Here is a 24,420-nt window from a genome sequence, read left to right on the forward strand (position 1 = left end):
GACCAGCGGGTGGGGACGCTCCTCAATGCGGGACGCGCACGCTGGCAGGAGCTGCGGCTGCGGTGGCTGCTGTGCTCCGCATTCGCTTTTGGTCCCAAGTCCTTGTTGGACAGGCCTACGCCGTCCTCAGGGGCACTGCCGATCGCGGCGGCGCGTCGCTGGTGCCATGCCAGGTAACTCTCAATGCGGTCGAAGTTGCTGGAAACCGCAGCGACAAGGGAGGAGGCGGCATGGAAACCGTCGCAAGTGCTTCCTGACACAGCAACGGCAAGATGCCGCAAGAGTGGCTTGTGGGGCGCTCGCTGATCGCAAACCCACAGGTCAGGGTCTTGCCGCTACAGCCATACCTGCCGCATTCAGCATCCTGCTATGGGAACAGGGCGGGCTCTCGAGACTGAGCGAGATTGCACGATGAAACGGGCTTGTGAGCTGGGGCGGGGTTGGGTGGCGACTCGGCGTCGGGCGGTATGAGTCGGTAGCGGCCGTTGCGGCGGATGACTTGCCAGTTGTGGTCGTGGATGCGGTCATGGCAGGACCAGCACACCAACACGAGGTTGTCGATCTTGGTAGGACCACCGCGTTTCCAGGGGATGATGTGGTGGGCCTCGCAATCTCCGGGCGGGGCGCCGCAGCCGACGCAGGCACCGTCGCGGGCGATCAGGGCGCGGCGTTGGGCCGCGGTAGGCGCTCGTGATGCGACAGCCTCATAGAGCGGTGTGAGCTGATCGCCGAACAGCACCACTGAAACGTCAGCGTTGCAGCTCAGCCGATCGACCACACCGGCAGGAAGGAGGCCGGCGCCGGCGATCTCGCCAATGCCAGAGCACTCGTCGAGCAGGCTTGCGAGGTCGGCTCGCACGATGATCTGCGTCGAGTGGGCTGTGTGCCCCTGTGCGCCTGTGCAGTCGCAGGGGGCGTGGCCGCAGCCGGTAGCGGCGTCGTCGCCGCAACAGGATGCGCTTGCTGTCACGACATCGCTGTTGGTTTCGTCGTCTACAGCGGTCGCATCTGTTGGCAAGCCACCTGGGAATGTGGCGTTGGAGGACAAACATTTGTTCGTGCTGTCGCCTGCAGCGGCGTCGCTGCTACCGGATTCGTGGATGGTTATGGGCGCGGGGCCAGCGTGGGCGAGGATGCGGTCGAGCGCGTCGGCCATGCGCTGGTCGCGGGTGCGTACGGCTCCGTCGCCAGACGAGCGGTTGCGTGCCGCGCCGTCGGGCACCACGCCGTCGCCTGCTGTGCTGTTAGGTGCTGTGTCTTGGAGGGCTGCGTCCTGCGGACTCGCGGCAGTACCGTTGCGCAGCAGGCGACGGTCGGCCTGGCGGAGGCGTTCGGCTTCGTCACGAATGCGGGCCTGGATGCGGGCACCCATCTCGGCGTCGAACGCGCCTCGCATCTGCACGGTTCCGTCGTCGCCGTTCCAGAACCGCACGCTGCGGTTTCGGCGGTTTCGGCGATGCCGCTCAGCGAGGTCCGCAGCGTTGCGGTGCTGTGCAGTCCAACGCTGGGAGGCTTGGGCGAACTCGTCGGGCGGCAGCGTCTTGGCCAGATTCACGAACTCGGCGTCGTCTTGCACCGCGTCGGGGCTGGTGTCGCGCGCTGCGCGGGCCAAACGGGCGGCGTTCGCCATGCACATCTCGCCCTCGGCCAGCGCGGACTGCGCATCGGGCACACGCTCGAGCTCGGCAGCGGTGCGCACATTGCGGGCTGCCTCTGAGCGCGGCACTGCCGCGATCTGATGCAGCACTCCGGCGCCGCCGTCTCCGTGACGTTCGCGCTGCGCGATCTGTGCGGCCACGGCGGTCTCGAGCGTCTCGAGCTTGGCGCGCAGCGGCTTGGCCAGCCCCAGCGCCTCGCGCAGCTCCCCAGTGGGCGCGCCATCGACGCCGTCGAGCGCTGCTGCGAGCGAGTCGAGCGCCTGCCGCACCTGAGAGAACATACGTTCATCATACCGATGCGGTGTCACACCCGAACACTTGTGCGCTGCCAGAATTGTTGCAGCCATATGACACTTGGAGCCCGCTCCACCAGGCGCTGACCTGCGGAAACGAGCGGCTGATCTCATTCGCACTCAGGACCCTGACCTACGTGTTTGCCATCGCTGACAGTCGAGGGCACTGGATGAGAGGAAGTCTCCCCACCCATGGGCACGGCCCTTCGCGCGGCTCGTAGCTGACTGATTTCAGTGATTGTCGGCTCTGCTGCGGGGAGAAGACCGCGCGAACCGCTAACGGCGACGGCACTGGATGCAGCGCTCGCCGGGTCAGCTCGAAGGACTGAATGTGATGGGCAGCGGGTGTCCGGTTCGAGTGAAGAGGTCCTGCAGCATCCGCAGCGTCATGCCCCAGACCACCCGTCCGTGCCCGACTTCGATGCCCGGGAAGCGCTCATCGGGCCGCGGCGGGTAGAGGTAGTCGATGTGGTGCTTCGGGTCGGCCAGTTCCGCCACCGACACCCACAGCGCGTCCGCCACTTCGTAGTTCAGCGTCAAGGCGGGACGGTCGCCTTCAAGCCAGCACACATGCGGGGTCACCCGCAGGGCGGCACCGCGCCAACGCGGATTGCCTTCGAGGTCATTGAGCCGGCCAAGCCAGTGGACCCCTGCGTGCGCGGTGATGTCGAAGCCGATCTCCTCGCGGCTCTCGCGCACGGCCGTGTCGAACGTGTCGTCGTCGTCGGGTTCAGTCCGGCCGCCCGGAAACGCCATGTGGCCAGACCATGGGTCGCCGTTGCGGATAGCGCGCTCAATGAACAGCATCTCGGGACCGCCGCCGCCCCGTCGCACCACCGCTGCCACGGCCGCAGTCGGACCCTCATGCGGCGTGTCCAAGTCTTGGCTGAGCACCTCGGACAAGCGCTCAGCCTCGAACGCCCCGACGACGGAGTGCTGCCCAACCACGACATCGCAGCGTAGGTGGCTGCGCCCGCTCGGCTCCGAGTTGCCCGCAGCCGTGGCATCGGCAGCTGCCCGGATGACCATGCCTTCGTCACCGCGCGCTGCCGGCTCTGGGTTGCGCGCAGACTCGACCCCGGCCGCGATGCACACGTCCATGCATGTGTCGTCGAGCCCCAGAGACCTTGGACTCGGCTGTGACGGCCGCTGCTACCGTCCCCGCGATGGCTGCCGAAGACACCGAAACCCCGCGCAACACGATTCCCCGATTCGGTGCGGGCGATGTCGGCGGCCGTGGTGACGTTTCAACCAACCATCCGGCGGCCGGAATGGACGCCGCGGCATTCGAGGCCTTCGTCGAAGAGGTCGCACAATTCCGGGACACGGTCGTGGCACCGAATGTGAACCGTTGGGAAACCGAGAAACGCATGGCGCCCGAGGCCCTCAAGGAGGCCTCAGGGATCGGGCTGCTGGCCATGGAAGTGCCCACCGCGCTCGGCGGGCTCGGGATGAACTTCGCCCAGAAGTGCCGCATCGTCGAAGTGCTGAGCGCCGTGTCGATGCCGTTCGCCTTCAGCCTCGTCAACACTGGCAACGTTGCCGCCAGGGTGGCAAACCTCGGCAGCGACGCCCACCGCGAGCGCTACCTCGCCGACCTCATGGCCGGGCGCCGGTTCGGCTCGACAGCCCTGACCGAACCGGGCGCCGGCAGCGACTTCGCCAACATCGCCACCACCGCAACACGCATCGAGGGCGGCTGGCGGCTCGACGGGGCCAAGGCGTGGATCACCAACGCCGCTCACTCCGACGTCATCTTCTGCTATGCGCAGACCGAACCCGGCTCTCGGGGCCGTGGCATCGCATCGTTCCTCATCGACGGCACCCGGCCGGGATTCGAACGGCTGCCCCCCTATGAACTGGCGGGCGGTCACCTCATCGGCACAGGCGGCTTCCGGCTCGACGGCTACATCGCCCCCGCCGAAGATCTCATCGGCCCACCCGGGCAAGCATTCCTCGCAGCCATGTCCAGCGTGAACGGCGCCCGCACCTACGTCGCCGTCATGTGCTGCGCCATGGTCGAGGCGACGCTGGCAGGCACGGTGCGCTACGCCACGCAGCGCGAGGCGTTCGGCAAGTCCATCCTCGGGCACCAAGGGCTGGCTTGGAAGCTGGCCGACGTGCAGAACCGACTTGAGGCGGCCCAGCTGCTCACCGAGCGAGCCGTCGCAGCCGTCACCGAGTCTCTGCGCACCGGCGACGCCTCAGGCGCAATCCTGCCCGCCGCTCACGCGAAGAAGTTCGCCACCGAGACGGCGGAGGCCGACATCGCCGCATGCATCCAGGCGATGGGCGCTGAAGGCCTGCGCAGCAGCTATCCGTGGGGTCACCACCTCGTCGGCGCCCGCATCGCCAACTACGTGGACGGCAGCACCGAGATCCAGACCGACCGCATCGCACGCTCGCTGCGCACGATATACGCGTGAGAGGCTGCGCCGACGCGCGACGCCGTGGCCTCGGTGGAACATGAGCCCTGACGGATGGGCACACGGGACGGGAACAGAAAGCAGCAAGATCAGCGCCGAGAGGGCAAGCCGGTCAATGCATCCGCCGGCCGGGAATGCTCAGCCGAAGACGCCCTCTTCTCGCAGCGCTGTGATGTCGTCCCACGTGTAGCCGTGCTCGAGCAGCACCTCCTCGGTGTGCTGGCCGAGTTCGGGGGCGACGGCACTGGGTTCGAGCGGCGTGGCCGACATGCGGATCGGCGTGCCGATTACCGCACGGTCGCCGTCGGGGTGCTCCACTCGTCGCAAGTAGCCGTTCTCGTACATCGACTCGTCAGCCGCGATCGTTTCGTAATCGCGGACCAGCCCGTAGCGAACACCCGCTCCGGTGAGCACCGCTTCCCACTCTTTGAGGGTCTTCGTCGGGAAGACCTCGTCGATGATGGCGACCAGCTCGGCCCGGGCTTCAGAGCTCAGGATCAAATCCAAGAAGCGTTGGTCGTCGGCGAGGTCCGGCCGGTCGAGCAGCTTAGCAAATACGGGCCACCCCGGCCCGGTGCCGCTGAGCAGGTGGATCCAGCCGTCGGCCGCTTCCACGGTGTGAAGCAGAGTCGGAACGAAAGCATGGCCCGAATCGATCCGCTCGGGGTTGCGACCGGTCAGCAGGGTGTAGGTGATCTCCGACGCCTGGGCGTAGATCATGCCGCCCACGAGCGACACGTCGACCCGCTGCCCCGTCCCGGTCTCCCGGCGATGGAGCAGCGCCGCAAGGATGCCGGAGACCATGTTCTGACAGCCGACATGGTCGGCAATGACAGCGCCGTTCATGATCGGGGGACCGCCGTCGATCCGGGTGGCGAACATGAGCCCGCCCTCTGCCTGACCGCTCGAATCGGCTCCCTCACGGCCGGACTTGGGCCCGATCGGCCCGAAGGTCGAACCGGTCGCGTACACGAGCCGGGGATTGATGGCCGACAGGTGCTCATACGACAGGCCCCAGGCCTCCATGGTCCCGGGTACGAAGTTGTGGATCAGCACATCGGTCTCAGCGACGAACCGCTCGAGCGCGCTCTTGCCGCCCGGCGTGCGCAGGTCGAGGGTGACCGACCGTTTCCCCCGGTTGCACGCTTCGTAATACGGATTTCGCGGATCATCGGGCGACACGGGAATGACCCGCGCCAAGTCACCCATGCCCGGCAGCTCGATCTTGGTGACCGACGCTCCCATGTCACCCAGGGTCAACGCCGCCTGGGGACCCTGCACCAATATCGACAAGTCGAGCACGGCGTAGCCATCAAGAACTCCCATCGCAGGATCGTAACCCCCGCTCTTCGCGACGGTCTCGGGTCGCTGCAAACCAGCCCGGCTCGCTCTTGAGCGATCGCCGCGTTGCTTGACTGCGCACCAACGCACGGCCGCCTCGACGTCTCGCCGCTCGATCCTGGCTTGCCAGACTACGGAGACCACACCTCAAAGGACGGTGACCATGTCAGCCGCATCAGCGCAGACAGAATCCGCGGACATCTACACGACGATGAGCACGCTGCGGGCCGTGCGCCGTCTTCGCACCGACCCGATTCCGCCCGATGTCCTGGAACGGCTTCTGCAGGCGGCGTGCTGGGCCCCCACCGGCGGTAACCAGCAGCCCTGGCGCGTGGTCGTCGCGACCGACCCGACCGTCAAGCAAGGACTGGCCGACATCTACGCGCCGGAGTGGGCGAGGTACACCGGCGGATTCGCGAAGCGACTCGAGGGTCTCCCCGCCGACGAAGTTGCCAAGTGGGAGCGGATCATCGCCGCGGGCGACTACCTCGCCGAACATCTGGCTGAGGCCCCAGCGATCGTCGTGTTCTGCGCCAACCCAGCAATGATGGCGATCACCGATGCCGGTCTGGATCGGATCAGCATGGTGGGCGGCGGCTCGGTGTACCCGGCAGTGCAGAACCTGATGCTGGCGTGCGTGGCCGAAGGGCTGGGCTGCACGCTCACGACGCTGCACTGTTTCCGGGAGGACGAGGTGAAGTCATTGCTGGGCGTGCCCGAGACATGGGCCACGGTTGCGATGGTGCCGATCGGGTACCCAGTCGGCAAAGGCAACGGCCCGATCACTCGACGGCCACCGGCCGAGATGGCATACCGCGACACGTTCGGTCGAGCCTGGGCAAGCTGATCGACCCGGCCGAATGGCGAGTTCGCTCACCGTCACGCATGTGAAGGACCGAGAAGCCCTGCGAATGCGTGTGCCCGCTCTGGAGGCGGCAGGGCCCTCTGCTCCAGCAATCCAGCAGGTTGCAACGTCGCAGAGTTCCCGGCGGCCTCCACAGCTTCGGCATCTGTGGCTACCCGCTCATGCTCAAGGACCTGTCCCGGCTGCTGCGTTCCCGAATCCGGTATGTCAGGCTCTATAGGTGTTCACAGGGGGTAGGTCATGAGCGAACCGATGCCGACATCGAAGTCTCGCGAGCTGTACGAGCGGGCGCAGTCGGTGATTCCCAAGGGCGTCTACGGCCATTACGGACCCGCCATCATCGAGGACGGACCGGTCTTCTTCGCCTCTGCGGAGGGTGCCCGCTTCACCGACGTGGACGGCAACTCCTACATCGACTGGATGTGCGCATACGGCCCGAACATCTTGGGATACAACCACCCGGCGGTGGAAGAGGCCGCGGAGAAGCAATCCGCCGACGGCAGCACGGTCAGCCTCGCCGCACCGGTCATGGTCGAGCTCGCCGAAGAGCTGGTCGATCTCGTCGACGGCGCCGACTGGGCGCTGTTCGGCAAGAACGGCGCCGATGCGACAGGGCTCGCCGTCATGGTCGCCCGCGCCGCAACCGGGAAGCGCTACATCCTCAAGATCGAAGGCGGCTACCACGGCTCGGCCCCGTGGATGCAGCCACCGGGCAACAAGGGCACCATTGCGGAGGACCAAGCGTTCGTCATCGAGGTGCCGTGGAATGATGCGGCAGCGGTGCAAGCCGCCATCGACGACCACCCGGGCGATATCGCCTGCTTCATCTCGTCGCCGTACCACCACCCCGTCTTCGCAGACAACGAGCTGCCGGCGGACGGTTACTGGACGGCCGTCGAGTCGGCATGCAGGGCAGCAGGCATCGTCGTGATCCTGGACGAAGTGCGCAGCGGTTTCCGGATCGATCTCGCCGGCGCGCATGTCGCATACGGGTTCACACCCGACCTCATGTGCTTCGGCAAGGCGATCGGCAACGGGCACCCCGTGGCGGCGCTGGCGGGCAGCGACGCACTGAAAGACGCCGCCGGGCAGACGTTCTTTACCGGGACCCAGTTCTTCAACGCCGCCCCGATGGCAGCAGCCCTCGCGACGCTGCGAGAACTGCGCTCGACCGATGCGGCCGCCGCCGCGACCCAGACCGGGGTTCGCCTGGGCGAAGCGCTGACCGATGTGGCGGCAGCGCACGGCCACGAGCTGCGCGTGACCGGCGTGCCAGCGATGCCGTACCTGCGCATCGTCGGCGAGGGAGGCTCGAAGTTTCACGCCCGCTGGGTGGCAGAGTGCATCCGGCGCGGCGCCTACCTGCTCAGCTATCACAACAATTTCGTCTGCACTGCCCACACCGACGACGACATCAGGCGCACCTGCGACATCGCCGACTCGGCGTTCGCCGCACTCGACTGAACCGGCCACACAGCGCCGCTGGGCGATCTTGCGGTGTGCCCCGGCACGAAGCGGCCGGCCGGACCAATGATTTGCCGGTCTCATTCACAGGCGACCCGCCCACAATGATCGCTACTGCTGCTGCACCACACGCCGATGTGCTGTGCTGGCGCAGCGAAAGGAGCACCCAGTCATGAAATACGGCTTCACTGTGCCCAACAACTTCGGGGTCGACGACCCCGCCGACGTGGTCGGATTGGCCGTCGAGGCCGAGGAGCTCGGCTTCGACTCGGTGTGGGTGAACCATCACGTGCTCAACGTCGGCTACGTGTGGGACCGCCTAGGCGAACGGCCCTACCACGATGCCTTGGTGACGCTCACCTGGATAGCGGCACACACGTCACGAGTGCGACTCGGCACCAGCGTGCTGGTCATGCCGTACCTGCACCCAATGGTGCTGGCCAAGCAGCTGGCCACATTGGACCGGCTGAGCGGCGGTCGCTTGGTGGTGGGGCTGGGCGTGGGCAGCCTGCCCGAGGAGAACGAGTTGCTGGGCGCGGAATACGACGACCGCGGCCAGCTCAGCAATGAGTTCATCGAGGTGCTCGACCTGCTGTGGACCCAACCCAGCGCCGATTACAAGGGGCAGCACTACTCGTTCGAGGGCGCGGTCAGCTCGCCGAAACCGCTGCAGCAGCCGCGCCCGCCCATCCTCATCGGCGGCAACCGCCGGCCGGCGCTGAGGCGCGTAGGCCGGCTAGGCGACGGCTGGCATCCCATGATGCTGACGCCCGAGAGCGCCGCAAAGCGCCTCCCGGTTATCCGCGAAGCCGCCGACGCCGCAGGCCGCCAAGGCATCCCCGCTGAGGTGTCGGTGCGTCTCACCGCCAATGAACTGACTCCAGAGTTGGCCGCCGAGTACTCAGCTGTCGGCGTGACTGAACTCGTCGTCTCGTGGAATACCGGCGACGTCGCCGAGATCAGCGCAGGCTTACAGGCGTTCGCCGCCGAGCACGGCATCACAACCTCAGGCGATCGCTAACCGCACCCCTCGCCGCCGAGCGCGGCCTGAGGCGCTGAGAGCCGGGATCGAGACGCCGCGAGCGTGTGATGGCATCGCTAGTCGCCAGAATGCGATTTGAGCCACGTCACGTCCGCACGCAGGGTGGCGACCGCTTGCTTGACGTCTGAGACATCACGTCCGAGCGCATCGATCTTGGACTCCACCCGGCTCGACCACCAGATGAACACGCTGACCATCGGGCCCACTACAGCGGCAGCCATCGCCGCCAACGCGCCGAGCTCAGCAGCACTCATCATGTGCCCGCAAGGTCCGAACGGCCATGACCCGACAGTAGCTGCGGCATTCGAATCCGGCGAGTTCTTTTTCCAGCCGCTTGACAGCTACTTCGTGCGGAACGACGTCTGCATCTGATCGATGTCGTAGCCGCCGTGGGCGACCCCGTCGGTGGCGTACTCATACAGCGCTGTCTTGAAATAGAGCCCCAAGGCGCTGACGACGACGCTGACGGCAAGCACGCCGAGCACGCCGATAGCGATGCCGATGAACATCCCGACCCCCGGCACCAGCGCGGCGATCAGCACCGCTACCAGAATGATCGGCAAGGCGATCACGAAGCCGAGCAACCCGAAGCCCGCTTGGGCGATGAGATTCTCGCCCCAAGTGCGACGGACCAACGACATCGACTGCTTGACGCCAGCGAACGACCCGTAGTCGTCAATGATGATGGCAGGCACCGCGAGATAGGTAGCTACACCCCACGCAGCCTCCGCCAAGAAGGTGAGGATCTGGCCCAGGAAGCCCAATCGCTCCCGCAGGAAGCGCAGCACCAGCCCGACGGTCATGGTGATGAGCGCCCAGCCCAGCAGGCTCGGCAGCCGTGAAGCCGCCTTGCTCATGGCACTGCGCACCGTGGGATCGCCGCCGGTCATGCGCTCGTGCGCGCCGGCCACGAGCGCGCCTTCGAAGAACACCACTGTCGCCGTTGCCACGAAGACGAACACCAGCCCGAGCACGGCTGCACTGCCGCCCAGCCCCTCGGCGCCTTGGTCGGCGTCGAAGCTGCCGGTCACGAAGCCCACAACGGCTGCCGCGGCCACGACTGCGAGCAAGGTCAGCATGCTGAGCACCGGCAGCCATAACAGCTCCCGGTCCTGCTTCAGCAACGACCACGAGTTCTTCGTCAGGCGCCACGTGTTAGCGAATCGGCCCATAGCCATGCTCCCGAGTCAGTCGGCGCGCCGCCGACGGGACAATCGCGACATTCGCACGCTGCCCGCAGGCGACGCGCGATCACTGTGCTGAATCCGAGCGTACTGAGTCCGCGCGACGCTGTGTCGTCAGGCGCGTCACCAGCCCGCGTCCTGATCGCGGGGGCCGCAGCTATTTCCGCCGACGACGCCACGCACCCCTGCGCCGAAGCCGTCGAAACAGATCGGCACGCGAATCTCGTCCTCTCCGCAACTGCGAACGCGATCGTCTCGCCGACGATGAATGCGCCGTGACCGAGCGCCAAGGACCGCTCTCGATCAGCGTGCAGCAGCCGTAGGGGCTGAGCCGATAGGCGAAGCCGTGGCTCGAGCGGCCCGTCAGCGACGGCGAACGAGAGCGGGAAACGACAGGTGCAGCAACGGAAGGACTCACCTATCGGCGCTTCCCCTGAGTTCCGGGCTCCGAGCGCGATCCGGCCGGCGTGCGGATCACCATGGCCACCGAGAACAGCACGACGGCGCCGCCCCCGAACTGCATGGGCGTGACCGGCTCACCGTGGATCAGCCAGGCAGTCCCCACAGCCACGATGTGCATGGCGAGCACGTACAGCGAGGATCGGGCCACCTCGATGTGGCCGTGGCACCACGTCATCAGCACATGTCCGAACACCCCGGTCACGAAAGCCACGATCACGATCCACAGCCAGTCCAGCCCGCCGAATTCGAAGAACTGGCTGGGCGTCACCAGCAGCAGCGTGGGCAGGACCGCCGCAACGAACGACCAGAAGTTGATGCCCGCCATCCACTCGATCGGATCGACTGCGCTGGTCGATCTGGCCATCCGGGTCAGCACGAAATACACCGTGAACGTCAGCACCGACATGGCCGTGAGGAACAGGCCGAATCCACTGGCACGGAATTCACCGCCAGCACCCATGATCACACCGGCGGCGCCGGCAACTCCGATCAGCGTGAAGACGATCTGGCGAACGCTGACCCGGTCGCCGAAGATCGGCCCCACCAGCGCCAGCAGCATGGCCGGCTGCAGCGCCATCATCACCGACATCACCGAAATGGTCACTTCCTGCACTGCAGCGAAGACGAAGACCATGTTGATGCCGAAGGACAGCCCCGGCAGCGCCGTCTGGAAGAACACCCGCCGGGACAGCCAGCGGCCCCGCAGTGCCAGCACCAACAGCAGGAACGGCGTGGACATGCCGAAACGGATGAAGGCGCTCACCATGGGCGGCGCCGTGAGCAGCTTGGAGATCGGCGGCCCGAGGCCCCACGAGATGACGACCAGGCCCATCACGAGCAGCGGCAGGCCGCCGCCGATGGGCTGAACCGCAGCAGCGCCTGTCGGCAGGCCCTCAGTGCGCGCACGTAGTTCTGGCGTCGCTGCGCCGTCAGGCGACTCGCCCATTCCGCCAGAGCGACCGATGGTCGGCGCGACCCCGAAGACGGTGCCCGCGCTCGCCGAAACAGCGCGCACACTGTCACGCGCCCCGACCGGCCGACCCGCGCCCCTCACCAGAGCGAGGCTAGATGGCTAGCTCCAAGGGTTAGTGGTGGTAAGCGACGAGTGAGCGTGCAGGCACCGGGCTGCAGCCAGACTTGGGTCACGCAGACGCCGAGGGCAGCCGCGGCAGCGAGCCTCGTTTGCAACGCGTAGGATCGGGCACCGGGGAACAGCAGTACGGCCTGTGTGGCGTGTCAGGGGCAGTCGCTCCACCCGCTGGGCCAAGTGGTGCAGACATGCCCTCGGCCTTCGTCGTCGTAGACGTATGTGGACACCGCGCCCTCAAACGCGGCTCCGTGCGCGCTGGTGCTGGTACCGCGAGTGAGACCTTTGCCATTCGAGTCGTGCCTGAAATGCACTGGGTTGTTCGGCCCCAAATTCTCCCACGGATAACTTGTATAGGCGGAAGGCGAGAGGACCCCTCCGCCTGCGAGGCGGCCGAGGCACGCCAGATAGGCAGCGCTCGTCAGGTAGGCGTCGGTCGTGGTGTCCAGACCGCCGGCGCAGACCGCCTCGCGTGCTCCGCGGTCGTCACCGAGGCATGTCAGATAGGCAGCGCTCGTCAGGTAGGCGTCGGTCGTGGTGTCCAGACCGCCGGCGCAGAGCACCTCGCGTGTTGCGCGGTCGGCTTGGTGTGTTGCGCTGTCCTGAGCGGCGGCTGGGGCAGCCGTCACCGCCAACAACCCTGCCGACACCAGCCCCAGCGCGAGCACCGCCGCGAACCCGCGCCGGCTTCGGCCACGCCTGCGTGTGGCGGTCAGCCCGCCCCAAGCAGTGTCACCGCGGCCGCTCGCAGGGGGGGGGGGGGGGGGGGGAGGGGCTCGTTCCGAAACCAAACATGATGCTCAAGACCTCCGAGATCGCTGCCGTCCCGCAGCAGCAATGCATGACACTACAGCAAGAGCCGCACCGGCCGCGTCCTCGCGTCCGGGTTCGTGCGGCCCGTCAACGCGAGGCGAAGTCGGCGGGCCGGTGGCTCCAGCAGGCCACAGTGGCATCGGCTCTCAGCCCGCACGAGTGCTCGCCGCCTGAGGCCACAGCAGCGAACGCGCCCCCTCATCGGCAGCGAGAACCAGACTCGGGTCGCCATCCGCGAGGCGTGTCGCGAGCGCCCAATACGCTGCGAAGCTGAACTCGAGCACGGAGCAGGGCTGTCCACCGGGCAGCCGAGGAGGCAACCATGAATGACGACGCCGGGGCCGGCAGCCCGGAAGCTGAGATCAGCCTCCCGCCGCAGTGGTCGGCAGATCTCAGCGGCCAGACGGCATTCGTGACCGGCACGACGTCGGGGCTGGGTCGCCGTTTTGCCACGGTGCTCGCGGCGTGCGGCGCGAGCGTCGCCATCTGCGGGCGGCGCGTCGACCGGCTCAACGCGCTGGCTGGCGAATTGGAGAGCGGTGGCGCCACGGTGCTGCCGATCCCGCTGGATGTCACCGACACCGAAGCGCTCTTCGAAGCGGTGGCTGCCGCCGAAGACCAGCTGGGCACCGTGCAGATCCTGGTGAACAACGCCGGCAAGCCCGACGCTCGCCTGGCGCTGAAGATGGACCCGGCGTTCGTCGACGAGATGGTCGCCACCAACCTCACGTCGCTGTTCCACCTGTCGTGCGAGGTGGCTCGGCGGCTCATCGCTGCCGAGTTGCCGGGCCGCATTGTGAACATCTCCTCAGGCGCAGCGTTCAGGGCGCCGATCGGAACCGCCATGTATGCGATCACCAAGAGCGCCGTGGTGCGCATGACCGAGGTGCTGGCCCAAGAGTTCGGCCGCTACCACGTGAACGTCAACGCGATTGCCCCGGGCGCCTTCGAGAGCGAGATGATGGACGGCATGCTCGAGCGCATGGGCGACATCACCAAGATGTTCCCGCGCCGCCGCTTGGGCAAGGCCTCCCAGCTCGACTCGACGCTGCTGTACCTGGTGTCGCCGCAGTCAGATTTCGTGTCGGGCACCTGCATCACCGTCGACGACGCCCAGGGCGCCGGCTGACACCGTGGCTGCCTCCCGAAACGTCGCGGGCCCAGGCGTCGCAGGCCCTCATGGCGTCGGCGCAGATGCCGCAGGCGCGATCCCCACACGCCCCGATGCGTCGGGCACTGCCATCACAGGAGCTGACTACGGCACCCATGCGGCCCCGACAAGCATCGGCGATCGCACTGATGCCGACGCCGCTGGTATCGGCATTGCCGACCGCGGGGAAGCAGCGCAGCACTGGCGCGACCACGGCTGGGTGCTCGTTGACGGGCTCGTGCCGACCGCCGACATCGACTATGCCGTCGAAGAGCTCTGGAATCTGTACCCCCGCCCTGATGAGTTCCACGGCGGCGCTGCGGAACATCGAAATCGCTTCGTCGGCACCAGCCATGACCAGGGCCACAAGTTCGGCAAGGTCGGCGACGACGGCCCGGCGTTTCGCGCCAAGCAGTTCCTGGGGCACATCTTGTTCCCCTACGAATCGCCTCGGCTGAACCGGCTCCAAGTGCATCCCGACGTGACCCGGTTCGCCCGTGTGGCCATGGGCCTCGACGACATCCGGATCTACCAAGCCCGTATCTGGGGCAAGTACACCGGCGTCACCAACTACGAGCAGCCCTTCCACCAAGACCGCAACCACAACGTGGTGCCCGACCGGCTCGAACCCGGCTGGTGGAACCTGGAAGGGTTCTTGTACCTGAGCGATGTCGAGCCTGACGTGGCACCGACAGAGCTGGCCGGAGGTCCCGCGGATGCGGCAAGGCCCTACGTCGGTCCGCCTGCAGGCGAGCGCATCTGCGCGGCCGGAGTGCGGGGATCGTTTCTGGCGTACCGGCCCGATGTCTGGCATCGGGGCGTCGACCTGAGCCGGCCCGGCGGCAGCCGTTTCTTGATGAGCGCCTCGTTCAAGCCGGGCGGCGCCGATTGGATCGGCTACGACAGCGTCCAGCCCGTCACGGTCGGCGAGTCGTGGATCTCCTTCGCTGCCACCTGCACACCCGACGAGCTGGCCCTGTTCGGCGCCCCGCTGCCCGGCCACCCCTACTGGACGCCTGAACTCGTGGGTGCCCTCGAGCGTCGCTACCCCGGCATCGACGCCAGTCCCTGGCGAGACGCGCTGAACTGACGACTCCGCAGCGCTGGCTAGGCAGGAAGCCGGGCACGCTCGCGCAGTAGCGTCGGCGGCCATGAGCTTTTTCGGACCTGACCACTTCGAGACCATCACCGACGGCCTGATCTTCCCGGAGGGCCCGGTGGTGCTGGCCGACGGCTCGGTGGCCGTCGTCGAGATCGGACGGGGCACGATTACCCGCGTCGACGTCTCCGACGGCCGCAAGGACATCTTGGCCGCACCGGGCGGCGGACCGAACGGCGCCGCGCTCGGTCCTGACGGGGCGCTGTACGTGTGCAACAACGGCGGCTTCGAGTGGATCACCGTGCGCGGGCGGACGGTTCCTGGCGAGGTGGCGTCGGACTACACGACCGGTCGCATCGAGCGCATCGACCTCGAAACCGGCGAGGTGGACATCATTTATGCCGACGTGAACGGCGTGTCGCTCAAGGGGCCGAACGACATCATGTTCGACTCCACCGGGGGCTTCTGGTTCACCGACCACGGCAAGACCCGCACCCGCGATCGCGACCGCGGCGGGCTCTACTACGCCAAGGCCGACGGCAGCCACATCGAAGAGATCGCCTTCCCGATGGACGGGCCGAACGGCGTCGGCATCTCCCCCGAAGAAGACCGGGTGTATGTCGCCGAGACCTTCCAGGGCGCCCTGTTCGCCTTCGACCTCGAAGCACCAGGCAAGGTGGCCGCTGGCGTCCCGGCACGGGGCTGGTTCCTGGCTCGGCCCGCCGGCCGCAAGTACTTCGACTCGCTGGCGATGGACGCCGACGGCAACGTGAGCGTGGCAACCATCCTCACCGGCGGCATCAGCACCTTCACCCGCGACGGCGACGAGCTCGAGTTCGCTCCCACCGACGACTCGGCCACCACCAACATCTGCTTCGGCGGCGACGACATGCGAACGGCCTACGTCACCTTGTCGGGCACCGGCCGCCTCGCAGTCGGCGAGTGGCCCCGCCCCGGCCTCAAGCTGCCCTTCTAGCCCGCAGCGCGGCAACGCTTCCCGTCCCCGAATTTCGGTTCGGTACCATCGACGCGGCGCGGGACCGAGGGACTTCATGACGGCGAAACGGCAGGGTGGATACCCGACGATCAAGGATGTCTCCGAGCACGCGGGCGTGTCGAAGTCCTTGGTGTCGCGCGCGCTGCGGGGCGAGGGCGCCGTACGCGAAAGCACCCGCCAACGAATCCTCGAATCCGCAGCGGAACTGGGCTATCGGGCGCACGCCGGTGCGCGCGCTCTCGCAAGCCTGAGCAGCGGCACGCTCGGCTTCGTCGTCACGGGCTTGTTCGATGCGTTCTGGGGCGAAGTCATGTACGCGGTCGACCAAGAGGCAGCCCGTCGAGGCATGCGCACCCTGTACCTGTCCAGCCCACCTGAGAGCGGAGGCGAGCTCGAAGTCATCGAACGGATGCTCGAGTACCGCGTCGACGGACTCGCACTCGGCCTGCTGGGTCGTCGCGATGCCGCCGAGCTGGAGGCCTACGCCGCCGTCCTGCCGGTGCTTGCGCTCATGTACGACCTGCGCTCAGACCGTTACGACACGCTGGTGACTGACGATGCATCGGCGATGGCGTCGGTCGTGCGGCACCTCGCCGACCTGGGGCACAGCAACATCGCCCTGATCGGTGATGCCGAACTGCCGAACGTTGCGGCGCGCGCCCGCGGTTACACCGAGGAAATGACCAGTCGCGGGTGGGGCGACTGCATCGCCTTCGAGCCGGCCGGCTTCCTGCAGTCGGACGGCTACCAAGCAGCCGACAAGCTGCTGCGCCGCCCGCATCGGCCGACTGCGATTGCCTGTGTGAACGACGCGCAGGCCCGCGGCGCAGTGCTCGCAGCGGCAGATGCCGGCCTGAGCGTGCCCGGGGACCTCAGCATCACGGGCTACGACGACTCGCTGTACGCAGTTGCCGGCGTGCCCCGGCTCACGACGGTGAGGCTGCCCCGAGCAGACATCGGGCAGACAGCAGTCAGCATGCTCAGCGACCGCCTCAACGGTCGCGATACGGCGCTCGTGTCTGTGCTCCGCCCCGAATTGGTCGAGCGAGACTCAACCGGGCCTGCTCGCTGAATCCCCACCGCACGGCGCCCATCGATCGCCGTTGTTGACGACGCTCAGCTTGAGCAGGTGCTTCAGGATGCGCTCAGATATCGAGCTCTGCGACGTCCACGGCACGACCTTCTCGCGCAGATCGCGTCGCCGCCTCGGCAATCACCGCACACGCTCTGCCGTCGGCAAGCGTGACCGGTGACGGCGCACCATCGACGACCTCGGCAAAGGCTCTCCACTCGGCCCAGTACGCATCGGCGTACCGCTCGGTGAAGAACCACGGCATCGGTGCGGCGGTCACTCCCTCCCGCCCAAAGCGGACTGCTGCATGCTCGGGCGGGTTCTGCGAGGCAATCGCGCCCCCAGAGCCGAACGCCTCCACGCGCTGGTCGTAGCCGTAGACGGCCTCGCGGCTGTTGTCGATCGTCGTGATCGTGCCATCGGCATGGGTGAGCACGATGACCGCGGTGTCCCAATCGGAGTGTTCGGCAAATGCAGCATCGACCCGAACCGCACCGGCGGCATACACCCGCTCGACCTCTGCGCCCGACACGAAACGCGCCATGTCGAAGTCATGGATCGTCATGTCGGCAAAGATGCCGCCCGAGCCCGCGAGGTACTCCAACGGAGGGGGCGCGGGATCCCGGCTCGTGATACGAAGCAGGTGCAGGTCGCCGATGTCGCCGACGTGCACTGCATCGGCTACGGCTCGGTGCGACGGGTCGAACCGACGATTGAAACCGACGTGCACCGCTGTGCCTGATCGCTCAGCGGCCTCGATGGCACGATCGATCTCGGGCAACGACAGGGAAACCGGTTTCTCGACGAATGCGGGCAGCCCCGCAGCGGCGGCCTGGACGAGCAGATCGACATGACTCTCGGTCGTCGAACAGATCGCGACGGCGTCCACATCTGCACGCCCCAGCAATGCCGCCGGCGAATCTGCCACCGCAATGCCCAGCTCGCTGCCCAAGACCGCAGCAGCCTGCGGGACTGCGTCGCAGACCGCTGCGAGATGCAATCGGTCGACGCCGCGAACGAGGAGCTCCGCATGCAGGCGCCCGATGCGCCCGCATCCGATCAAACCGATGCCGAAGGTCTTTGCTGCAGCAGTCATTGCGGCGCTCGCTCAGGAATCACTGGCCCGCGCTCACAGGCCTGGGCGCTGTGACAACATTGCTTCGTCCATCGCCAACGCTGCCTGGTTGATTTCGGGGCGGTCGCTGACCTCGGGCACGCCGACCTGCCAGGCTGCACCGCCTTCGGTCCACTCGGTCGGATGGGTGGACAGCACGATCACATGGCTTCGATCGCTGGTGCGAGCCCGCGCGAGCGCAACCTCAAGTCCCGCAATTGACGACACCGCTTCGGAGGTGCACCCCAACGACGCTGCGTGCGCAGCGAAGTCGACGCGGGGCCGATCTGCGTTCGCTCGCAAGCGCGCTCCGCTTGGGCCATCGGGCTCGTGGGTCATGGTCTCGGCAAGAAAGTTGTTGAACGACTCGCCGCCTTGCGCGAGCTGCAAGCGGTTGATGACGGCGTAGCCGCCGTTGTCGCACACCACCACGGTGATCTTGTGACCGCTCAGCACCGAGCTGTACAAGTCTGAGTTCATCATCAGATACGAGCCGTCCCCGACGAGCGCGATCACGTCACGGTCGGGCATCGCCTGCTTCGCTCCCCAGGCGCCCGAGATCTCATAGCCCATGCACGAATAGCCGAACTCGCAGTCGAAGGAGTGCTCGACGTCGCTGCGCCAGCCGTTGACGGTCTCGCCCGGCAGCCCGCCGGCCGCCGTGACGACATATGTCTGGCGGTCGGCAGCCCGGGCGACGGCGCCCACCACCTGTGCATACGTCGGAAGGCTGTCGCTCGACGATGCCACCGCCTCGGGCGCAGCGATCTTGTCGATGTAGGCGTGGTACTGGGCCGTCTCTGAGGGGGCTCGTGCGGCCCAATCCGCGGGCGCTCGGTAGTCACCCAGGGCCGTGCTCAACTCGGCGAGCGCTTCCCGGGCGTCGGCGACAAGCGGCAGCCCCCGGTGCTTGGTGGCATCGAACCGGGCCACGTTCAGGCCGATGAGGCATGAAGCGCGGTCGAACACCGTCCACGATCCCGTTGCAAAGTCGCCCAGGCGACTTCCGACGGCGAGCACGACGTCGGCAGCTGCGGCCATGGCATTGGCGGACACACAGCCGCTGACACCCAGCGGCCCGCAGTTCAGTCGGTGACTCGAGGGAAAGCTGGTTCGCCCCGCCACGGTCTCCACAACGGGAATGTCGTGCCGCTCTGCAAAGCGCAACAGCTCCGCTTCGGCCATCGACCAGCGCACGCCTCCCCCGCTGATCAGCAGCGGGCGCTGCGCCGAAGCCAAGAGCTGGGCCGCGGCCGCCATCTCGTGGCGATCAGGGCGGGCCCGCCGCACTCGATGAACGCAGAGGTCAAAGAAGCTCTCGGGGAAGTCATATGCCTCGCCCTGCACGTCTTGGGGCAGGGCAATGAAGGCCGGCCCGCAATCGGCGGGATCGAGCATGGTCGCGATTGCATTGGGCAGGCTCGCCAGCACTTGTGCCGGCGAGGTCAGCCGGTCCCAGTAACGCACGACGGGTCGGAACGCATCGTTCACCGTCATCGACGGATCCCCGAAGTGCTCGACCTGCTGCAGTACGGGATCCGGCAGGCGATGGTTGAACGTGTCGCCTGCCAGCAACAGCAGGGGCATCCGGTTGGCGTGCGCGACCGCAGCGGCGGTGACCATATTGGTGGCGCCCGGCCCCACTGAACTGGTCGCCGCCATGATCCGGCGGCGGCGCGTCGCCCGTGCGTAGCCGACACCGGCCAGGCCCATGCCCTGCTCGTTCTGGCCACGCCACATGGGCAAGACGTCGCGCGCCGACGCGAGTTCGGGACCCAGACAGGTCACGTTGCCGTGTCCGAAGATCGCATAGACACCACCGAACAGCGGCACAGGGTCGCCCAGAGCGTCACCGCCGGGGTCGCCATCGTCGATTGCGATGCGTTGCGCAGCGAGGTAGCGCACGATTGCGCCGGCCGTTGTCAGCCTCACATCAGTCACACCAGGTCCTCCTTCTTGGAGCCGTCACCGCCTCGCCAAGCACGAGATCATCGCTGGAGCAGGGCGGCCGCGTCGGCAGGCACGAGGCTTGCAACGTTGGTCGAGTCGAGCGGAATGACCTCTTCCCAGGACCCACTGCTCCAGCTGCGCAACAGCGCCGCCTGGACGCTGACGTACGCCACTGCTTCATCAAACCCGGCACTGTGCGGGCGGCCCTGCGATACCGCCGTCAGGTACTCATGGTCCTCGATCGCCAGCAGATCCTCGAATCCGAGGGCGTTGGCGTCGCCAGGCACGAAAGCGGCGTTGTTGGGGTGGCGTTCTCCCGCTCGCACCGTCGTGTAGCCGCGCTCAGGCGCGTCCGCGAGGTACACGCCCAACTCGTTCATCGTCTCGAAGTTCCAGTTGACAGCGCCCCCGGTGCCATAGACATCGAAGGCCATCTGGCTCTCGGGTCCCACAATGGTGCGACTGGCCTCGAAGGTTCCCCGTGAACCGTTGGCGAACATCACCAGCGCGCCGAAATAGTCCTCGTTGGTGACCGGACCCGTCGGATCGCCTTGGGCGCCCCGTGCATAGTGGCTTGCGCCCGCACCTGCCACCGGTCGTTGCGTGATGAAACCGGCGCCGGAGCCGACGACGCTGGTGATCGGGCCGTTCAGCATCATCGCGAGATCGATGGCATGGCTGAGGATGTCGCTCGTCACGCCGTGACCCGCGGAGTCCAACTCGAATCGCCACGACAGCAGTCCCAGCGGATCGGCACCGAACATCGAGAAGAACCTGCCCCGGTAGTTGGTGATGGTGCCGAGATCGCCGCGCTCAATGAGCCCCTTGGCGTGCTGCACCAGTGGGGCGAAGCGGTAGTTGTAGCCGACGCCGGTCACGCTTCCCGCTGTATTGCAGGCGTCCCAGCAGCGCACCGTCTGCGCCGGCGTGCCGCCCACGGGCTTCTCGCAGAACACGTGCTTGCCCAGCGCCGCCGCGGCAGTGACGATTTCTTCGTGCAGCATGTTCGGCGCAGTGACGTAGACGACGTCGACGTCAGGCCGGTCCACCGCAGCGCGCCAGTCGGCTGTCGACTCCGCGAATCCGAATCCCCCAGTCGCAAGCTGATGCCGTTCGTGCACTGACTCGGCGCATACCACCAGCTTCGGCGCGTAGCTCCGCTCAGGAAACAGGCTCGGAATGCGCATCATCGACCGGGAGTGCGCTTGGCCCATCCAGCCGAAGCCGACCACCGCAATGCCCAGTTGTCTTGTCACATCCCACCTCGCGCGGGTTTCGGAAGCAGTGTCGTCATCTGCCGCGCCGCCCCGGGGCGGCGCTGGGGCAGCATCACCTCAGTGCGTCGCCAGCTCGTGCTGCAATGCCTCGAGTTCGGCGCCGCCAGCCATCATCTGGGTGAGTTCGTCTTGGCTGATGTCAGCCTTCGCAAAGTTGCCCATCGAATGGCCACGGTTGAGGATCACGAAGCGGTCACCGACGGGATAGGCGTGATTGGGGTTGTGGGTGATGAAGATCACCGCCAGGCCCCGGTCACGAGCCTCCACGATGCGCCGCAGCACCACGCCGGACTGCTTCACGCCCAACGCCGAGGTCGGCTCATCGAGGATGAGCACCTTGGCCCCGAAGTAGCTGGCTCGGGCGATGGCAACGGACTGCCGCTCTCCGCCCGACAGCGTGCCGACCGGCTGCTCGGTGTCGCGAATGTCGATGCCCATCTCGGCGAGCTGCGCCTTGGCAATCTCCTTGGCGCTCTCGATGTCGATCTGGCGAAACGGCCAGAACCCCTTCATGGGCTCGGCACCGAGGAAGAAGTTCCTCCACACGGACATGAGCGGCACCATGGCCAGGTCCTGATACACCGTCGCGATGCCCTGCGACAGAGCTTCGCGAGGCGAAGCGAAGCGGACGGCTTCTCCCTCGATCAGCAGCTCGCCGGCGTCGTGCTGATGCACGCCGGCGAGGATCTTGATGAAGGTCGACTTGCCGGCACCGTTGTCGCCCAGCACGCAGGTCACCTCGCCCGGATTGACGGTCGTGGAGACTCCCGTCAGGGCGATGATGTTCCCGTAGAATTTCGAGATCCCCCGCAACTCGATGAGCGGGTGCGAGTTGGCTGTGTCGCTCATGACTGGCCGCCTGTCGTTGCCGGCTCTGGCTCGGTCGGCGGCGGTGGTTCAGGAGGAGGCTCGCCTTCGTCGACGACATGAGACTGCGAACGCTCGGCACGCTGGCGCACGTAGTTGTTGACGATGACCGCCACCACCAGCAGGCCGCCCAGCACCAGGAACCGCCAGTCGGTGTTCCAGTGCGCAAATCCGATGCCCTGGCTGATCATTCCCCAGATGAGCGCACCGATCGCAGCGCCGATTGCCGAGCCGTAGCCACCGGTCAGCAAGTTGCCGCCGACAACGGCGACGATGATGTAGCGGAACTCGAGACCGTCGCCGACGTTGGCCTGCACCGAGTTCAGGCGGAATGCGATCAGCATGCCGGCCATCCATGCACAGACCGACACGAGCATGAACAGGGTCGTCTTGGTCCGGGCCGCAGGGACGCCGATGGAGCGTGCCGCTTCCTTGTTGCCTCCGACTGCGAAGGTCCAGCTGCCGAAACGGGTTCGGGCCAGCATCCACGCTCCGGCAGCGGCGAAGAGCAAGTAGAACAGCACCGAGACCCGAAAGCGGGTCACGGCCTGTGTCGCTTCAGCCTCGGCCGCGGTGATGAACAGCAGCTTCGACGCGAGCGCGAGGCCGCCAGCCGCGAGCCCGACGTACATCAGCCCCCGGCCTACGCCCTCGTCTGCGGTGAACAGCATCCGGTACAGGGTGCCCACGGCATAGATGCCGAGCGTCACGACGGCGCCTTTGGCGGCACCGGTGGTGAGGGCGTACAGGAATCCGTCGCCGTCGATGAGCTCGATGATGCCGAAGACCGCGGTGGCGGCGCCTCCGGCGGCAGCACCGATGCGCGTCCAGGCGCCCGACTCCGGCGCGGGCACCGCACTCGTTCGCCGTCGAGCGAGCGAGCGGGCCACGGCCAGAGCAGCGAGCGCGAGCGCCACCAGCAGCAATGTCGAGAACAGCTCAACGCGCAGCTTGCGTGATTCCGCTTCGGACTGGGCCACGAACGCGAGCACCGCGACGGCGACGGCCACCGCCAACGGGATCCACATCGACGGCTGAGTGCGTGTGCCGACCATCGTCAAGATGAGCACGCCGGCGCCGGCGAGGCCCGCGAACAGCACTGCTCGCGCTCCCTGGATGGTCATCATGTAGCTGATCGTGGGCAGCATCGCGACGATGACGCCGATCACCGGCGCACTGGTCCGCACCCGCCCGGTGGCCGCCAGCACTGCCAGCACACCTGTTGCTGCAATGCCGAGCCCGAATACCGCACGACCGAAACCGCCGCCGAGGAAGCCAAGCTGGTCGGAATTTTCGGCGCTCATCACGAGCACCAGAACGACCGCAGCAACGATCGCCGCGGTGCCGATCACCAGCATGCGGGCAGCCCGGGCGTCCGGTCTGCGATGAGTGTGCTGCGCGGGCTCATATCGCGCCCTGCACCAGATAGCCACGCCTGACAGCGTCCCGACAGCGATGACACCGCCCCACGTCCAGTTCGCCGCAGTGCCGTCTGTTCGCAGCAGCATGACGAAGCCGAACAGCGGCACCACGAGAGCGCCCAACAGGCCGCCGGCGGCATGCCACGGGCGTGGGTCCACGCGGCGGGCATAACTCATCTCGAACAGGCCGATCAGCAATGAGACGCCTGCGACGACGAGCAAGCCTGCCCAGGCCCAGTCGCGACCGTCCCAGACATGGGAGTTCCGGATCCACTCCGCCCCGAAGATGTCGTCCCAGAAGACGTATCCCTGGGCATCGTCGAGCCCTTCGACGATGACCTTGTTGGTGAACAGCTTGCCGAAGCCGAGCTTCGCCCCGATGAGGATGAAGAACGTCCCCAGGGTGACGATGAAGCTCGGCAACGATGTCCGTTCGACGAGCGTCCCGTTGAACCAGCCGATCGCCAACGCGAAGCACAGCGAGAGCGGAACAGCCAGATGCAGGCTGAAGCCGGCACCGCCGAGCTCGCCGACCTCGCGGCTCATGAGGATCACGAAGACGGCCGTCGCGCCGGTCATCGATCCCGACGACAAGTCGAACTCGCCACCGATCATGAGCAATGCCACCGGCACCGCCATGATGCCCAGCAGCGCTGCGACGTCGAGGTAGTTGGCCGTGCCGCCGACGGTGCCGAACGCTTCGGATGTCAGCCAGAACAGCAGCCACACGCCGGCGAGGCCGAGCAGCGCCCCGATCTCGGGACGAGTCAGGAGCTGCTGGATGGGCCCGCGATGCGCGAGCCGCTCGTCGACCTCGCCGGCGGTGGTTGCCGCCATG

At 66.9% G+C, this 24,420-nt stretch carries 21 protein-coding genes; 8 read left to right on the top strand and 13 right to left on the bottom strand.

Annotated elements, in window-relative coordinates; all coding sequences use genetic code 11:
- Positions 1-367: 367 nt before the first annotated feature.
- Complete coding sequence (locus tag ACOGJB_RS05110) at positions 368-1,939, bottom strand: HNH endonuclease (RefSeq protein ID WP_419839731.1); 1,572 nt, start codon at positions 1,937-1,939, stop codon at positions 368-370.
- A 324-nt stretch (positions 1,940-2,263) separates the two neighbouring features.
- Positions 2,264-3,052, bottom strand: a complete 789-nt coding sequence (locus tag ACOGJB_RS05115) for an NUDIX hydrolase (protein WP_419839732.1) — start codon at positions 3,050-3,052, stop codon at positions 2,264-2,266.
- 65 nt (positions 3,053-3,117) lie between these two features.
- On the opposite strand from ACOGJB_RS05115, the gene ACOGJB_RS05120 reads away from it, so the two are divergent.
- Positions 3,118-4,377, top strand: coding sequence for an acyl-CoA dehydrogenase family protein (locus tag ACOGJB_RS05120; RefSeq protein WP_419839733.1), 1,260 nt, complete (start codon positions 3,118-3,120; stop codon positions 4,375-4,377).
- Between the two features lie 138 nt (positions 4,378-4,515).
- Here the strand turns inward: ACOGJB_RS05120 and ACOGJB_RS05125 are convergent, their stop codons facing one another.
- A complete protein-coding gene (locus ACOGJB_RS05125) occupies positions 4,516-5,703 on the bottom strand; it encodes a CaiB/BaiF CoA transferase family protein (protein WP_419839734.1) in 1,188 nt (395 codons plus the stop codon).
- Positions 5,704-5,881: 178 nt separating this feature from the next.
- On the opposite strand from ACOGJB_RS05125, the gene ACOGJB_RS05130 reads away from it, so the two are divergent.
- The 3 genes from ACOGJB_RS05130 to ACOGJB_RS05140 all read left to right on the top strand — a co-directional run bounded on the left by ACOGJB_RS05130 (position 5,882) and on the right by ACOGJB_RS05140 (position 9,068).
- On the top strand, positions 5,882-6,565 hold the full coding sequence (locus ACOGJB_RS05130; protein ID WP_419839735.1) for a nitroreductase family protein: 684 nt from the start codon (positions 5,882-5,884) through the stop codon (positions 6,563-6,565).
- Positions 6,566-6,823: 258 nt separating this feature from the next.
- Positions 6,824-8,047, top strand: coding sequence for an aminotransferase class III-fold pyridoxal phosphate-dependent enzyme (locus ACOGJB_RS05135; protein ID WP_419839736.1), 1,224 nt, complete (start codon positions 6,824-6,826; stop codon positions 8,045-8,047).
- Positions 8,048-8,219: 172 nt separating this feature from the next.
- The gene (locus ACOGJB_RS05140; protein WP_419839737.1) at positions 8,220-9,068 is read left to right on the top strand and encodes an LLM class F420-dependent oxidoreductase; all 849 of its coding nucleotides are present in this window, start codon (positions 8,220-8,222) and stop codon (positions 9,066-9,068) included.
- Positions 9,069-9,145: 77 nt separating this feature from the next.
- Here ACOGJB_RS05140 and ACOGJB_RS05145 read toward each other — a convergent pair whose 3' ends face one another.
- The 5 genes from ACOGJB_RS05145 to ACOGJB_RS05165 form a co-directional block, all read right to left on the bottom strand.
- On the bottom strand, positions 9,146-9,346 hold the full coding sequence (locus ACOGJB_RS05145; RefSeq protein ID WP_419839738.1) for a hypothetical protein: 201 nt from the start codon (positions 9,344-9,346) through the stop codon (positions 9,146-9,148).
- An 84-nt stretch (positions 9,347-9,430) separates the two neighbouring features.
- Positions 9,431-10,261: a DUF6159 family protein gene (locus ACOGJB_RS05150; RefSeq protein WP_419839739.1), complete on the bottom strand. Its 831-nt coding sequence runs from the start codon at positions 10,259-10,261 to the stop codon at positions 9,431-9,433.
- 430 nt (positions 10,262-10,691) lie between these two features.
- Positions 10,692-11,789 (bottom strand): DMT family transporter, encoded by a 1,098-nt coding sequence (locus ACOGJB_RS05155; protein WP_419839740.1) that lies wholly within the window; start codon positions 11,787-11,789, stop codon positions 10,692-10,694.
- A gap of 182 nt (positions 11,790-11,971) precedes the next feature.
- A complete protein-coding gene (locus ACOGJB_RS05160; protein WP_419839741.1) occupies positions 11,972-12,490 on the bottom strand; it encodes a hypothetical protein in 519 nt (172 codons plus the stop codon).
- Positions 12,491-12,722: 232 nt separating this feature from the next.
- The gene (locus ACOGJB_RS05165) at positions 12,723-12,815 is read right to left on the bottom strand and encodes a hypothetical protein (protein ID WP_419839742.1); all 93 of its coding nucleotides are present in this window, start codon (positions 12,813-12,815) and stop codon (positions 12,723-12,725) included.
- A 142-nt stretch (positions 12,816-12,957) separates the two neighbouring features.
- On the opposite strand from ACOGJB_RS05165, the gene ACOGJB_RS05170 reads away from it, so the two are divergent.
- The 4 genes from ACOGJB_RS05170 to ACOGJB_RS05185 all read left to right on the top strand — a co-directional run bounded on the left by ACOGJB_RS05170 (position 12,958) and on the right by ACOGJB_RS05185 (position 16,953).
- Positions 12,958-13,764 (top strand): SDR family NAD(P)-dependent oxidoreductase, encoded by an 807-nt coding sequence (locus ACOGJB_RS05170; protein ID WP_419839743.1) that lies wholly within the window; start codon positions 12,958-12,960, stop codon positions 13,762-13,764.
- A 4-nt stretch (positions 13,765-13,768) separates the two neighbouring features.
- Positions 13,769-14,875 (top strand): hypothetical protein, encoded by a 1,107-nt coding sequence (locus ACOGJB_RS05175; protein WP_419839744.1) that lies wholly within the window; start codon positions 13,769-13,771, stop codon positions 14,873-14,875.
- 61 nt (positions 14,876-14,936) lie between these two features.
- A complete protein-coding gene (locus tag ACOGJB_RS05180) occupies positions 14,937-15,860 on the top strand; it encodes an SMP-30/gluconolactonase/LRE family protein (RefSeq protein WP_419839745.1) in 924 nt (307 codons plus the stop codon).
- Positions 15,861-15,936: 76 nt separating this feature from the next.
- Positions 15,937-16,953, top strand: coding sequence for a LacI family DNA-binding transcriptional regulator (locus tag ACOGJB_RS05185; protein WP_419839746.1), 1,017 nt, complete (start codon positions 15,937-15,939; stop codon positions 16,951-16,953).
- 73 nt (positions 16,954-17,026) lie between these two features.
- Here the strand turns inward: ACOGJB_RS05185 and iolG are convergent, their stop codons facing one another.
- The 5 genes from iolG to ACOGJB_RS05210 all read right to left on the bottom strand — a co-directional run bounded on the left by iolG (position 17,027) and on the right by ACOGJB_RS05210 (position 24,419).
- Positions 17,027-18,049: an inositol 2-dehydrogenase gene (iolG, locus tag ACOGJB_RS05190; protein ID WP_419839747.1), complete on the bottom strand. Its 1,023-nt coding sequence runs from the start codon at positions 18,047-18,049 to the stop codon at positions 17,027-17,029.
- 33 nt (positions 18,050-18,082) lie between these two features.
- The gene (gene iolD, locus ACOGJB_RS05195; RefSeq protein ID WP_419839748.1) at positions 18,083-20,008 is read right to left on the bottom strand and encodes a 3D-(3,5/4)-trihydroxycyclohexane-1,2-dione acylhydrolase (decyclizing); all 1,926 of its coding nucleotides are present in this window, start codon (positions 20,006-20,008) and stop codon (positions 18,083-18,085) included.
- A 47-nt stretch (positions 20,009-20,055) separates the two neighbouring features.
- The gene (locus tag ACOGJB_RS05200) at positions 20,056-21,273 is read right to left on the bottom strand and encodes a Gfo/Idh/MocA family protein (protein WP_419839749.1); all 1,218 of its coding nucleotides are present in this window, start codon (positions 21,271-21,273) and stop codon (positions 20,056-20,058) included.
- A 78-nt stretch (positions 21,274-21,351) separates the two neighbouring features.
- On the bottom strand, positions 21,352-22,143 hold the full coding sequence (locus ACOGJB_RS05205; RefSeq protein WP_419839750.1) for an ATP-binding cassette domain-containing protein: 792 nt from the start codon (positions 22,141-22,143) through the stop codon (positions 21,352-21,354).
- Positions 22,140-24,419 (bottom strand): ABC transporter permease, encoded by a 2,280-nt coding sequence (locus ACOGJB_RS05210; RefSeq protein ID WP_419839751.1) that lies wholly within the window; start codon positions 24,417-24,419, stop codon positions 22,140-22,142. The genes ACOGJB_RS05205 and ACOGJB_RS05210 overlap by 4 nt, the downstream gene beginning before the upstream one ends.
- Between the last annotated feature and the right edge of the window lies 1 nt (position 24,420).

Source organism: Candidatus Poriferisodalis sp. (assembly GCF_965208895.1).
In the GTDB taxonomy this organism is placed as follows: Bacteria; Actinomycetota; Acidimicrobiia; order Acidimicrobiales; family Poriferisodalaceae; genus Poriferisodalis.